General features: G+C 75.7%; 10 protein-coding genes. 3 read left to right on the top strand and 7 right to left on the bottom strand.

Translation table 11 applies throughout. The features are described from left to right. Window positions 1-93 precede the first annotated feature (93 nt). The 4 genes from ACIPM1_RS07425 to lnt all read right to left on the bottom strand — a co-directional run bounded on the left by ACIPM1_RS07425 (window position 94) and on the right by lnt (window position 5163). Window positions 94-2073, bottom strand: a complete 1980-nt coding sequence (locus ACIPM1_RS07425; RefSeq protein ID WP_402430196.1) for a helix-turn-helix domain-containing protein — start codon at window positions 2071-2073, stop codon at window positions 94-96. A 77-nt stretch (window positions 2074-2150) separates the two neighbouring features. Beyond that, window positions 2151-2951 (bottom strand): 3-hydroxybutyrate dehydrogenase, encoded by an 801-nt coding sequence (locus ACIPM1_RS07420; RefSeq protein ID WP_402430193.1) that lies wholly within the window; start codon window positions 2949-2951, stop codon window positions 2151-2153. 54 nt (window positions 2952-3005) lie between these two features. Next, window positions 3006-3485 (bottom strand): NUDIX hydrolase, encoded by a 480-nt coding sequence (locus ACIPM1_RS07415; RefSeq protein WP_402430190.1) that lies wholly within the window; start codon window positions 3483-3485, stop codon window positions 3006-3008. A 67-nt stretch (window positions 3486-3552) separates the two neighbouring features. Next, on the bottom strand, window positions 3553-5163 hold the full coding sequence (gene lnt, locus ACIPM1_RS07410) for an apolipoprotein N-acyltransferase (RefSeq protein WP_402430187.1): 1611 nt from the start codon (window positions 5161-5163) through the stop codon (window positions 3553-3555). Between the two features lie 531 nt (window positions 5164-5694). On the opposite strand from lnt, the gene ACIPM1_RS07405 reads away from it, so the two are divergent. Further along, a complete protein-coding gene (locus ACIPM1_RS07405) occupies window positions 5695-6696 on the top strand; it encodes an O-antigen ligase family protein (RefSeq protein WP_402430729.1) in 1002 nt (333 codons plus the stop codon). Window positions 6697-6798: 102 nt separating this feature from the next. On the opposite strand, the gene ACIPM1_RS07400 is transcribed toward ACIPM1_RS07405, so the two are convergent. After that, window positions 6799-7341, bottom strand: a complete 543-nt coding sequence (locus tag ACIPM1_RS07400) for a hypothetical protein (RefSeq protein WP_402430184.1) — start codon at window positions 7339-7341, stop codon at window positions 6799-6801. 106 nt (window positions 7342-7447) lie between these two features. Further along, window positions 7448-8233, bottom strand: a complete 786-nt coding sequence (locus ACIPM1_RS07395; RefSeq protein ID WP_356179886.1) for an aspartate/glutamate racemase family protein — start codon at window positions 8231-8233, stop codon at window positions 7448-7450. A gap of 39 nt (window positions 8234-8272) precedes the next feature. Here ACIPM1_RS07395 and ACIPM1_RS07390 point away from each other — a divergent pair, with 39 nt between their 5' ends. Continuing rightward, a complete protein-coding gene (locus ACIPM1_RS07390; protein ID WP_402430181.1) occupies window positions 8273-9685 on the top strand; it encodes a glycosyltransferase in 1413 nt (470 codons plus the stop codon). Between the two features lie 40 nt (window positions 9686-9725). Here ACIPM1_RS07390 and ACIPM1_RS07385 read toward each other — a convergent pair whose 3' ends face one another. Continuing rightward, window positions 9726-11069 carry a TerD family protein gene (locus ACIPM1_RS07385; protein WP_402430178.1) on the bottom strand — a complete coding sequence of 448 codons (1344 nt, stop codon included), beginning with the start codon at window positions 11067-11069 and terminating at the stop codon, window positions 9726-9728. Window positions 11070-11381: 312 nt separating this feature from the next. Between ACIPM1_RS07385 and ACIPM1_RS07380 the strand changes: the two genes are divergently transcribed. Further along, entirely contained in the window at window positions 11382-11813 is a 432-nt protein-coding gene (locus ACIPM1_RS07380; protein ID WP_402430175.1) for a DUF6643 family protein, read from the top strand. Window positions 11814-11829: the final 16 nt, after the last annotated feature.

Below are 11829 nucleotides of genomic sequence, written 5' to 3'. Positions count from 1 at the left end.
GGCCTTCGCGTACGAGGGCCTTCGCGTACGCGGGCACGCGCCGGAGTGGGCCGCGCGCCGTACGGGACCCCGGGGGCGTCTGGCGGCATGGGGTCAGAGCCGTGCCGGTGCCGACAGCCGGTGCAGGCGCAGGGCGAGCTGGATCTCCAGGGCGCGGGCGGGGGTCTGCCAGTCGTCCCCGAGCAGGCGGCCGACGCGCTCGAGGCGCTGCGCGACCGTGTTCACGTGGACGTGCAGGGCGTCCTTGGTGCGGGCCGGGCTCATGCCGCAGGCGAAGTAGGCGTCCAGGGTGTGCACCAGGTCGGTGCCGCGCCGCTCGTCGTAGGCGACGACCCGGCCTATGGTGCGGTCGACGAAGCCGGCGATGTCCCGTTCGCCCGCGAGCAGCAGGCCGAGGAAGCCGAAGTCCTCGGCGGCGGCGCCGTCGCCGGAGCGCCCCAGCAGCCGCAGGGCCTCCAGGCAGCGCCGGGCCTCCGCGTAGGCGGCGGATACGCCGTCGGGGTGGACGGCGAGGTCCTCCACCGGCGCGGAGGCCCCGACGGTGACCGCCTCGTGCACGGCGGTGCCGAGGTGTCGGGCGGTGCGGCGGGCCACCTCCGTGGCGGTGTCACCGCGGCCCAGGGGCAGCAGCAGGACCGTGCCGCCGTCGCGGGCGGCGGCCAGTCCGTGCCGGGTGGCGGCCAGATGGGAGGCGGCCGACCACAGTCGGCGCCGGGCGTCGGCCTCCTGGTCGGCGTCGGCGGTCGGGGCGTCGAGGCGGGCGGCGAGCACGACCTGGGTGGAGTCCAGGTCGGCGCGCAGCCGGGACGCCCGCTCGCGCAGCAGGCGCGGGTCGCGGTCGCGGCCGTCGAGCAGGTCGTCGAGCAGTTCGCCGCGGACGCGCTGCTCGGCCTCGGCGGCCGAGCGCCGGGCGAGCAGCAGCAGCGAGGTGACCATCGCGGCGCGCTCCAGGGTGCGCTGGTCGACGGGGTCGAGTGCGGGGTGGCCGCGCAGCACCAGCGCGCCGAGCAGTTCTCCGACCGCCGCGACGGCCGCGACCCAGTCGTCGCCGTGCCGCACCGCGTGTCCGTCGGCCCGGGACGCCTCCAGCGCCTCGGCGGGTACGGCGGCGGCCTCGGTGAACTCGACCGTGCCGGCGAGGACCTCGGAGACCGCGGCCGCCACGTCGTGGACGCCGCCGCCGCGCAGGACGAGCTCGGCGAGCCGGTCGTGGACGTCGGAGGCCCGCTCGATGACGGCGCTGCGGTCGCGGATGATCTCGTTGGCCTTCTCCAGACCGGCCAGGGCCGAGCGGGTCTCGGAGAGCAGGTTGGCGCTGTCGAGGGCGGCCGCGGCCAGGGCGGCGAAGGAGCCGAGCAGCGCGATCTGCTCCCGCTCGAAGACCCGCTCCCGCCGGTCCGCCGCGAACAGCACCCCGATGACGTGCGAACCGAGCACGAGGGGCACGCCGAGGATGGCGACCAGGCCCTCGTCCCGCACTCCCGTGTCGATGGTGCCGGTGTGCTGGAAGCGGGGGTCCTTGAAGTAGTCGTCGGTGACGTAGGGGCGGGCCGTCTGGGCGACCAGGCCGCCGAGGCCCTCCCCCATGCCCAGACGCAGCTGCTGGAAGCGGGCCGCCACCGAGCCCTCGGTCACGCGCATGTACGTGTCGCCCCGGTCCTCGTCGTGCAGGGTGAGGTAGGCGACGTCCGTGCCGAGCAGGGAGCGGGCGCGCTGCACGATGGCCTGGAGCACCGAGTCCAGGTCCCGCAGGCCGGCCAGGTCGTGGGCGGTCTCGAACAGGGCGGACAGCTCCGCCTCGCGTCGCCGGCGCCCCTCCAGCTCCGCGCGCACGCGCAGGGCGAGGGCCTTGGCGTGGTCGAGGGCGGCGATCCACGCGTCCGGCCGGCCCTCGGCGCGGGCGAGCAGCACCGGCTGTTCGTAGGCCTCCGCGGGCGCGCCCCGGGCGAGCAGTTCGAGGAAGGGCGCTTCGGCGCCGTCGGCCACGACGCCGGAGGTGGCGTCGGCAGGGCCGGCCGGCGCCCCGGTGCCGTTGGCGGGGCGCCCGGCGGACCGCACGTGATCGCTGGACATGCTCACAGGATTCCCCATCGTCCGCCCGTCCGCCGAGCCCTGTGGACAACTCGGCGGAGGGGCGGACGCCGGGTCGGTCAGTGCGCGGTCCAGCCGCCGTCCAGCACCAGCGAGGTGCCGGTGACGAAGGACGCCTGCGGGCTGCACAGATACGCCACGGCCTCCGCGACCTCCTCCGGCTCGATCAGCCGCTTGACCGCGCTGTCCTGCAGGAGCACCTCGGACAGCACCCGCTCCTCGGGGATGCCGTGCGCCTGCGCCTGGTCGGCGAGCTGCTTCTCGACCAGCGGTGTGCGGACGTAGGCGGGGTTCACGCAGTTGGAGGTGACGCCGTGCGGGGCGCCTTCCAGGGCGGCCGTCTTGGACAGTCCCTCCAGGCCGTGCTTGGCCGCGACGTACGCCGACTTGAAGGCGGAGGCGCGCAGGCCGTGCACGGAGGAGACGTTGACGATGCGGCCCCAGCCCTGCCCGTACATGTGGGGCAGTGCGCCGCGGATGAGCCGGAACGGCGCCTCCAGCATCACGGTCAGCACCGTGTGGAACACCTCGGGCGGGTACTCCTCGATGGGACGCACCAGTTGCAGGCCCGCGTTGTTGACGAGCACGTCCGTGCCCGCGGCCGCCTGCTCGGCGGCATCGAGGTCGGTGAGGTCCAGGACATGCGGCTCGAGGGTGCCCGCCAGAGCGCCGGACTGCTCGGCGAGCGCGTCCAGGCCGGCCGCGTCCCGGTCGACGGCTCTGACCTTCGCCCCGGCGGCGGCCAGCCGCAGCGCGCAGGCGCGGCCGATCCCGCCGGCGGCACCGGTGACGAGAGCCGTGCGACCGCCGAGGTCGAGCGAGGGGGCGTGGGGGGCCGGAAGGGCGTCGGGCGTGGTCATGTGCCGACCCTAGGCACGCCCCCACCCCTGCCACATGTGGCAGCAACCCATACTTCAGTCGGAGGCCGTGGGGTCGAACCACGTGGGTGCGTCGCTCAGGGCCTGCTTGATCCGGAACAGCCCGAACTCGTTGAGCTCGGGCAGCGCGTCCACCGGGAACCAGCCCACGTCCAGGGACTCGTCGTCGTTGACCCGTGCCTCGCCGCCCACCGCGCGGCAGCGGAAGGTGATGTCCATGTACTGGCAGATGTCGCCGTTGCCGTAGGTGACCGGTTCGAGCGCCTGGACCAGGACGACCCGTTCGGCGACGCAGTGCACGGCCGTCTCCTCCTGCACCTCGCGCACGGCGCAGGCGGCGGGCTGCTCCCCCGGCTCCGGGATGCCGCCGATCACCGACCACCTGCGGGTGTCGGCGCGGCGGCCGAGCAGCACCCGCCCCTCGTCGTCGAAGACGATGGCGGTGACCCCCGGGAGCCACAGCAACTGCTGCCCCGCGGAGGCCCGGATCGTGCGGATGAAGTCAGGAGTGGCCATGGCCCGACCCTAGCGGGCCGGTCCGGCTCCCCCGGCGCGCGGCCGGGGGCGTACGACCGGCGTACGGCTACGCGTCACCGGCGCGCCGGCCGCGCGCACCGGCCCCGATCGCCCAGCCGAGGCCGCCGGCGGCGACGAGGACGAGGGCGATCTCCGGCAGGATGCCCAGCCGGGTGGCGGGCGTCTCGGAGGAGCGCAGCGGCACCTTCTGCACCAGGGAGTCGGCCACGAACATGCCCGTCCTCTGGGTGATCCGCCCGTCGGGCATGATGATCGCGCTGACGCCGCTGGTCACCGGGACGGTCACGGTCCGGCTGTGCTCGACCGCGCGGATCCGGGACATGGCGAGCTGCTGGTAGGTCATCTCGCTGCGGTCGAAGGTCGCGTTGTTGCTCGGCACGGAGATCATCTGCGCGCCGTCGGTGACCGTGTCCCGCACGGCCCAGTCGAAGGCGGCCTCGTAGCAGGTGGCGAGGCCGATCTTGGCGTCGCCGACGGTGAAGACGCCCGGCTCGGTGCCCCGGCTGAAGTCCTGGCGGACCATCGACGTCCAGTTCTTGTTGACGGCGCCGAGCAGCGAGCGCAGCGGCAGGTACTCGCCGAAGGGCTGGACCTGCCGCTTGTCGTACGTCTGCACGGGCCCCTTGGCCGGGTCCCACAGGATCTGCTCGTTCAGGAGTCTGCCGTCCCGCTCCACGACGGAGCCGACGGAGACGGGCACGCCGACGGCCTTGGCCGCCTCCTCGATCACCATCCGCGCGTCGGCGTTGGCGAAGGGGTCGATGTCGGAGGAGTTCTCCGGCCACAGCACGACGTCGGGCCGGGGGACCTTGCCCGCCTTCACCCGCTCCGCCAGCCGGAGCGTCTCCCGCGCGTGGTAGTCGAGGACGGCCCGCCGCTGCGCGTTGAACTCCAGGCCCGCGCGGGGCACGTTGCCCTGGACGACCGCGACGGTCGCGGTCCCGTCCTCCGCCTTGTCGCTCACCAGGGGGCGGGCGGCCACGGCGCCCGCGACCGGGACGGCCACGCTCAGCAGCGCGGCGGCGGCGGCCGGCCGCCGTACGGCACCGGCGCGCCGCCCCTCCCCGGCCAGCCGTACGACCTCGTACAGGCCGAAGCCGCACAGGACGACGCCGAAGCCGAGCACCGGGGTGCCGCCCACCGCGGCCAGCGGCAGGAACACGCCGTCCGCCTGGCCGAAGGCGATCTTGCCCCAGGGGAAGCCGCGGAACGGCACGCGGGCGCGTACCGCCTCGCCGGCGATCCACACGGCCGCCGCCCACAGCGGCCAGGCGGGCAGCCGGGACACCGCGGCGATGCCCGCGCCCACCAGCGCGACGAACACCGACTCCACCGCGACGAGCGCCAGCCAGGGGCCGGAGCCGACCTCCACGCCGGTCCATACCAGCAGCGGCAGCAGGAAGCCGAGGCCGAAGAGGTAACCGAGGCCGAGGGCCGCCTTCCAGCCTCGGCCTCGCAGCACCCGGCCGAGGACGGCGAAGGCCGGCAGCGCCAGCCACCACAGGGTGCGCGGGGGGAAGCTGATGTAGAGGAGCACCCCGGCCAGGATCGCGGCGACGGCGGGCACGAGCCGAACGAGCTTCGCGCGCCAGGGCGCGGCGGCGGTCTGCGGTCGCAGCCGGTCCGACTCGTCGACGGAAGTTGCGGTGACGGTCACCCCGGGAGTCTACGGCGCGTGACCAGGGGGTCGACAGCACGGTCCGTGACCGGGCCCCGCCCTCCGGCGGCGTCCGGCGGGCTCCCGGCTCCGGACACGGCGGCCACATCGTCCGCAACGGCATCGGTCCCGCACGAGACGTCCCCAATCCGGTCATCAGCCGTTACGGTGTGCCGGAGCCTGTGTCGTGCGGCCGTTCCGGCCGGTCGGCCGGGGTCCGGTCACGGGCGGGGAGCGACCGGCGTGCGGGGGCGCGGCCGGGGGCAAGGGTGCGGGGGGCGAGGGGTGCGAACCACGGACAGGAGACCGGCCGACGGGGCGGACGGCCGAAGCGGAAGACGGACCGTCGGTGACGGCCCGGGCGGTGGCGGCCAGGACACCGACGGCCGGAACACCGACGGGCGGGACCGGAACAGCCGGGACACCGACGGCCACAACGGGACCGGCCGTGTCGCCCACGGCCACGGCGGCGGCCACGGCGAGGGTCTCGTCGACAGCCGCAGACGAATCGTTTCCGATGCGAGCGGCGTCGTGGTGCTCGGTGCCTGCGCCACCTGGTCGCTGATCACCGGCACGCTGCACGACGGCCGCCCCGAGGGTGTGCTGCTCGCCGTGCTGGCCGTGGCCGCCGGATACGCCACGGGCCGGATCTGCGGGGCCCTGCTGCCGGTCGCCGCCCCCTGCGCCGGGGCGCTGGCGGGACTGGGACTGACGCTGGCGGTCCCGGGGCTGGTCCCCGGACCGCAGTTCGCCGCCCCGCTGGGACACGCCGGGGCCACCGCCGCCGTACTGACCCTGTCCGCGGGCGCCGCCTGCTGCGCCGCCCGGGCCGCGTCCGCCCCGGCGCTCCGGTTCGCGCTCGGGGCCCTGGCCGTCGCCGTCGCGGTGGCCGCGGCGGTGCTCGGTTCCGCCGTCGGCCTCGCCTGCTGCGGCGCGGTGCTGCTCGTCTCCGCGGCGGCAGGCCGCGTGCGGCGCCGCGGGGCGGCCGTCGCGGGCCTGGCCGCGGCCGCGGCCGGGGTGGCGGGACTGGCGTGGGCGGTCGCGGCGCGTGTCCTGCCCGCCGGGCTCGCCGTGGCCGCGGAGGGTCGGCTGACGCGGCACCGGATCGAGCTGTGGCGGGACGCGCTGCGCCTCGCCCACCGGAACACGGGCCTGGGCGTGGGTCCGGGCCGGTTCGTGGAGTTCAGCCCGGTGGCCGCCCAGTCGCTCCAGCCGGACGGCAAGCCGCACTCGGCCCTGTTGCAGCAGGCGGCCGAGCAGGGACTGACCGGTGTGCTCCTGCTGGCGGCCGCGTACGGCTGGCTGCTCCACGCGCTGTGGCGCACCGCGCGCCCCACGCCGGTGGCGCTCACGGCCGGGGCGGTCCTGACGGCGGTGGCGGCGATCGCCGCGGTCGGCAACGCGCTGAGCTTCACCGCCGTGACCGTGGGCGTGGGACTGCTGGCGGGGACGGCCACCGCACGCCCGCTGGCCGAGGAGCCGGGACCCTCCGTGGCGGAGCCGGTGTCACGCCGGGGCCGTCCGGCGCCTTGAGCCGCGTCGGACGCGCGGTCGCGCCCGGGGTCCCCCTCGGGGCCGGCGCGGAGCCTGCGCTCAGGCCGCGCCCGGTGACGGCTGCCGCAGCGGAGCCGGCGCTCAGGCCGCGCCCGGTGACGGCGGCCGCAGGCGGGCCCTGATCACGCGGACCGCCGACTCGGCGTTGTCGACCGTGATCGTGAAGGTGTGGCCGTCCCACAGGCGCAGCACGACGCCCTCGCCCCGCCGTACGACGACCGCGGTGCCCTTCTCGGGCCGCCAGCGGTAGCCCCAGCCGCCCCAGTGGCGCGGGGTGACGTGCGGGTCGAACTCGGCGCCCGCGACATGGTCGAGGGGGATGCGGCGGCGCGGCAGGCCGATGTGGCCGCAGCGCACTTCCAGCGAGTCGGTGTCGACCCTCAGCGCCACGTGCACGAAGGCGAGGGTGCCGAAGAGGACCAGCAGTCCGGCCGCGATGCAGCCCACCACGGACATCACCAGCGGGGCGACGCCGGAGCTCCAGGCGGAGTCGACGGCCAACTCGACGCCGAGAGCCATGCAGCCTGCGCCGACCAGCGCCAGCAGCCACTGGAACCGGTTGGTGGCGCGTCCGGTCCAGACCTCGGAGTGGGGGGTGTCCTCGCCGCGGGGATGGTCCCTCATGCCAACGAGGTTACTCAGGTTTCGCCGGGCGGGTAGGGCGTCGCGGAGCGTGACCGGCCCCCGCGGACGCGCGGCGCAGGGCCCGCGTCCGGTGCGTTCGGGCCGGTCAGCGGGCGGGGGTGACCACCTGGAGGAGGCGGCCCTCCTCGTAGCTGAGTGCGGTGTCGGGCAGCTCGGCCTCGCGCCCGCTGAGCAGCACCGTCAGCGCGCTGTCGACATCGGCCTCGGGTACCGGGTCGGCGCCGATCCGGCGCAGCGCCTGGGCCGCCACCGCACCGGCGGAGCCGTGCAGGATGAGCGGCGGCCGCCCGGGCCGCTGGACGGCCGCGCGGATGCGCTCGGCGACCAGCTCGTAGTTGGTGCAGCCCATGACAACGGTCGTCACGTCGTCGGGGGTGCGGGCGGCGGCCGCGGCGATCGCCGCCTCGACGGCCGCCTCGTCGGCGTGGTGCACTGCGTCCGCGAGGCCGGGGCACGGCACCTCGGTGACGGTCACCCCGTCGGCGAACCGCTCGATCAGGTCGCGCTGGTAGGGGCTGCCGGTGGTGGCGGGAGTCGCCCAGATCGCGACGGGTCCGCCGCCCGCCGCGGCCGGCTTGATCGCGGGCACCGTGCCGATGATGGGCAGGCGGGGTTCGAAGCGGGCGCGCAGCACGGGCAGGGAGTGCACCGAGGCGGTGTTGCAGGCGACGATCAGGACGTCCGGCTCGTGGGCGGCCGCGGCTCCGGCGACGTCCAGGGCCCGCTGCGTGATGTCCTCCGGGGTGCGCGGTCCCCAGGGCATCCCGTCGGGGTCCCAGGAGAGCACGAGATCCGCGTCGGGCCGCAGCCGGCGTACCGCGGCGGCGGCGGGAAGAAGGCCGATTCCGGAGTCCATGAGCGCGATCTTCACCCGGCCACGATAGACGATGGGCCCCGGCGGCCCGGCCGGGTGGGGCAGACTGCGCGAGTGAGCGCGCTCGTGTGGACCGCCGCCGTATCACTCGCCGCCTGGCTGTGGCTGCTGCTCGGCCAGGGCTTCTTCTGGCGCACCGACGTCAGACTGCCGCCGGGCGGAGGGCCACCGGGCGAGGCCCGGCCGGACGGGGTCGGACCGGGCCGGGACCGGGCGGGCGGGGACCGGGCGGGCGGGGCCCTGGGGCCGGACGGACGGCCGCCGGTGTCCGGCGCCCCGGGCGCACGGAGGGCGGTGAGCACCGCCGCGGACGGACGGCCGCCGGAGTGCGCCGCTCCGGACGGACGGCCGCAGGTGCGCACCGGCGCGGACGACTGGCCGCCGGTCTGCGTCGTGGTCCCCGCGCGGGACGAGGCCGCCGTCCTGCCCCGGAGCCTGCCGTCCCTGCTCGCCCAGGAGTATCCCGGGCGGGCGGAGGTCTTCCTCGTCGACGACGGCAGCTCGGACGGCACCGGGGAGCTGGCCCGCGCGCTGGCGCGTCGGCACGGCGGCCTGCCGCTGACCGTGTCCTCGCCGGGCGAGCCGCCCGCGGGCTGGACCGGCAAGCTGTGGGCCGTACGCCACGGCATCGCCCTGGCACGCGCGCGGGCCCCCCGCTACCTCCTCCTGACGGACGCGGACATCGCCCATGACCCGGACAGCCTGCGCCGTCTGGTGGCGGCGGCCCGCGCCGGGGACTTCGACGTCGTGTCGCAGATGGCCCGGCTGCGGGTGGAGAGCCTGTGGGAGCGGCTCGTGGTGCCGGCCTTCGTCTACTTCTTCGCGCAGCTCTATCCCTTCCGCCGGATCGCCCGCGCGGGCACGCGGACGGCGGCAGCCGCGGGGGGCTGCGTGCTGCTGGGCGCCGAGGCCGCCGAGCGGGCGCGGATCCCGGACGCGATCCGGCACGCCGTGATCGACGACGTGGCGCTCGCGCGGGCCGTCAAGGGCGGCGGGGGCCGCGTCTGGCTGGGCCTCGCCGACCACGTCGAGAGCGTGCGCCCCTACCCGCGGCTGCACGACCTGTGGCGGATGGTCTCGCGCAGCGCGTACGCCCAACTGCGGCACAGCCCGCTGCTGCTGTGCGGCACGGTGGCCGGGATGGCCCTCGTGTACCTCGCGCCGCCCGTGACCCTGGCGGCGGGCCTGGCGACGGGGAGTCCGGCGGCCGCGCTCGCCGGTGGGCTCGCCTGGCTGGTGATGGCGGCGACGTACCTCCCGATGCTCCGCTACTACCGCCAGCCGCCGTGGCTCGCTCCGCTGCTTCCCGTCACCGCGTTCCTCTATCTGCTGATGACGGTCGACTCGGCGGTGCAGCACCACCGGGGCCGGGGCGCGGCCTGGAAGGGCCGCACCTACGCCCGCCCGGACGCCGTGGCCGACGTGGACGCCGTGGCCGAGGAGGGCTGACTCCCGCTCCCCCGGCGTCCGTCGCGCCCGCCGGCGGCGCTCACTTGCGGCCGGGGGTCCAGTTCATGCCCCAGCCGTAGGCGCGGTCGACGGTCCGCTGCGGGCTCACCCCGCGCTCGGGCACCAGGTACTGCGCCTCCCGCCGGACGACCAGCTCGCCGCCGGTGTTGGTGATCAGGGCGAGCGCGCAGACCGTCGAGGGGACCGTGCACTCGTCCAGCGAGAAGTCGATCGGGGCGCCGTGCTGCGGCCGGAGGGTGACGGTGGCGTGCAGGTCGGCGAAGGAGCGGGCCCCCTCGTAGATCGTCACGAAGACGAGAACGCGCCGGAAGTCGCGGGTGTGGTCGAGGTTGATCGTGAGGTTCTCGCCGTCGGCCGAGGCGCCGGTGCGGTCGTCGCCGTCGAGGTGGATGTACGGAGGCCGGTGGAGCGCCCCGAAGGCGTTGCCGAGGGCCTGGACGACTCCCTTGCGGCCGTCCGCGAGTTCGTACAGGGCGCACAGGTCGAGGTCGAGGTCCGCGTGCAGGGCGACCGCCCGTCCGCGCTTGCCGCCCCAGCCGGAGAACTGCTTGCGCACCTGCCAGTTGAGGTTCACGCGCATGGCGCCCGAGGTTCCGCCCTGCTTGGCCAGCGACACCGACGGGGCGGCCTTGGTGAGCGTCACCTTGGTCAGGCGGACCGGGGCCGCGGGCGGCGCCGGCGGCGCGGGGGTCGGGGGCGGGGGCACGGTGCCCGGGAGCGCGACCGGTGGCGGAAGCGGCGCGGGCGGCCCGGCGGGCGGGGGCGCGGTGACGGGGGTCGTCGGCGGGGCCGCCGTGACCGGGGCGGCGGGCGCCGCCGGCGGTACCGCGTGCTGCCGCGGCTCGTCCACGGTGATGCCGAAGTCCGTGGCCAGGCCCTCCAGTCCGCTGCTGTAGCCCTGGCCGACGGCCCGGAACTTCCAGGCGCCCTGGCGGCGGTAGAACTCGCCGAGCACGAACGCGCTCTCCACGGTGGCGCCGGGGCTGTCGAAGCGGGCGACCACCGTGTCCCGGTCGGCGTCGCGGACCTCGATGTACAGGTCCGGCACCTGCCCGAACGTCCCGCCGTCCGCGGAGGCGGCGAGCACCACCCGCTCGACCGCGGGCCCCACGCGCGCGAGGTCGACGAGGAGGGTGTCGGTCACCCGGCCGCCGAGATCGCGCTTGCCCTCGTGGCGGACCGTGCCGGAGGGGTGCACCGGCTGGTTGTAGAAGACGAAGTCCGCGTCGGAGCTCACCTTTCCGCCGGTCAGCAGCAGCGCCGAGGCGTCCGCGTCGGGCACGCCCGGTCCCGCCCGCCATCCCAGCGCGACCCGCAGGGCCGTGCTCGGCACCGGCGTGTTCGACCCCTTCGTCAATGACATGTACGCCCCCATCGCGTCTCCCGCCGACCGATGCCGCGGCAGTCCGCCGGCTCCCTACCCGCCCAACCTATTCCCGGGAACCGCGAACTCCCATGAGAAGCACCGGAACACGTCCGGGGGGGAGCACCGGAACACGTCCGGCCGACCGCCGGTAACCCGCCGGGAACTCGGGCTTTACACGATCAGCCCGCGGATCGGCGCCCCTTTTCGACGAATTCGCTCACATTGGGGATCCCGCGTCACCGCCGACACGGAAAACAACCCTCTTATCGGTCTCCCCAACCAGCACATCGTGGGCTTAACTTATGTGCCATGACCTCCCCCCGCTCCACTTATGGCGGCGGCTACTACTCCGCCTCCTTCCCGGACACCCCGATCTACGACTCGCTCGTGGCCGAGCGGGGCACCCCGCAGATCGCCCCGATCCGGGTCCCCGCGCAGTACGACACGGGACATCACCTTCCCGCGCTCCCGTCGGCGCTGCCCGCCCTCCCGGCCGGCCCGTCCCAGCCCTCCTACGGGTACCCGCAAACCCCGCAGCCCGCCCCGCTGCAGCAGGCGCCCGCGGCGTACATCCCGCAGCAGGCCACCGCGCCGCGCGGATACCCCGGCCCGCAGCAGCCCCAGCCGATGCGCCCGATGGCGACCAACACCGGCTACGAGGCGATGCGTCCGGCGGCTCCCCGGCCCGCCGCCGCGCCGTACCAGGACCCCTACGGCAACCAGCAGTACCGCGGCTACTGATCCCCCCTGACCGCCC

Origin of the sequence: Streptomyces sp. NPDC086766 (assembly GCF_044746005.1) — a bacterium.
Classification (GTDB): Bacteria; Actinomycetota; Actinomycetes; order Streptomycetales; family Streptomycetaceae; genus Streptomyces.
This window is presented reverse-complemented; position numbering and strand designations above follow the sequence as displayed.

Bases quoted from the DNA above. Each gene is read 5' to 3' on its own strand.
- ACIPM1_RS07425 (WP_402430196.1), bottom strand. From the start codon at position 2,073: ATGTCCAGCGATCACGTGCGGTCCGCCGGGCGCCCCGCCAACGGCACC.
- ACIPM1_RS07420 (WP_402430193.1), bottom strand. From the start codon at position 2,951: ATGACCACGCCCGACGCCCTTCCGGCCCCCCACGCCCCCTCGCTCGAC.
- ACIPM1_RS07415 (WP_402430190.1), bottom strand. From the start codon at position 3,485: ATGGCCACTCCTGACTTCATCCGCACGATCCGGGCCTCCGCGGGGCAG.
- ACIPM1_RS07400 (WP_402430184.1), bottom strand. From the start codon at position 7,341: ATGAGGGACCATCCCCGCGGCGAGGACACCCCCCACTCCGAGGTCTGG.
- ACIPM1_RS07385 (WP_402430178.1), bottom strand. From the start codon at position 11,069: ATGTCATTGACGAAGGGGTCGAACACGCCGGTGCCGAGCACGGCCCTG.
- ACIPM1_RS07380 (WP_402430175.1), top strand. From the start codon at position 11,382: ATGACCTCCCCCCGCTCCACTTATGGCGGCGGCTACTACTCCGCCTCC.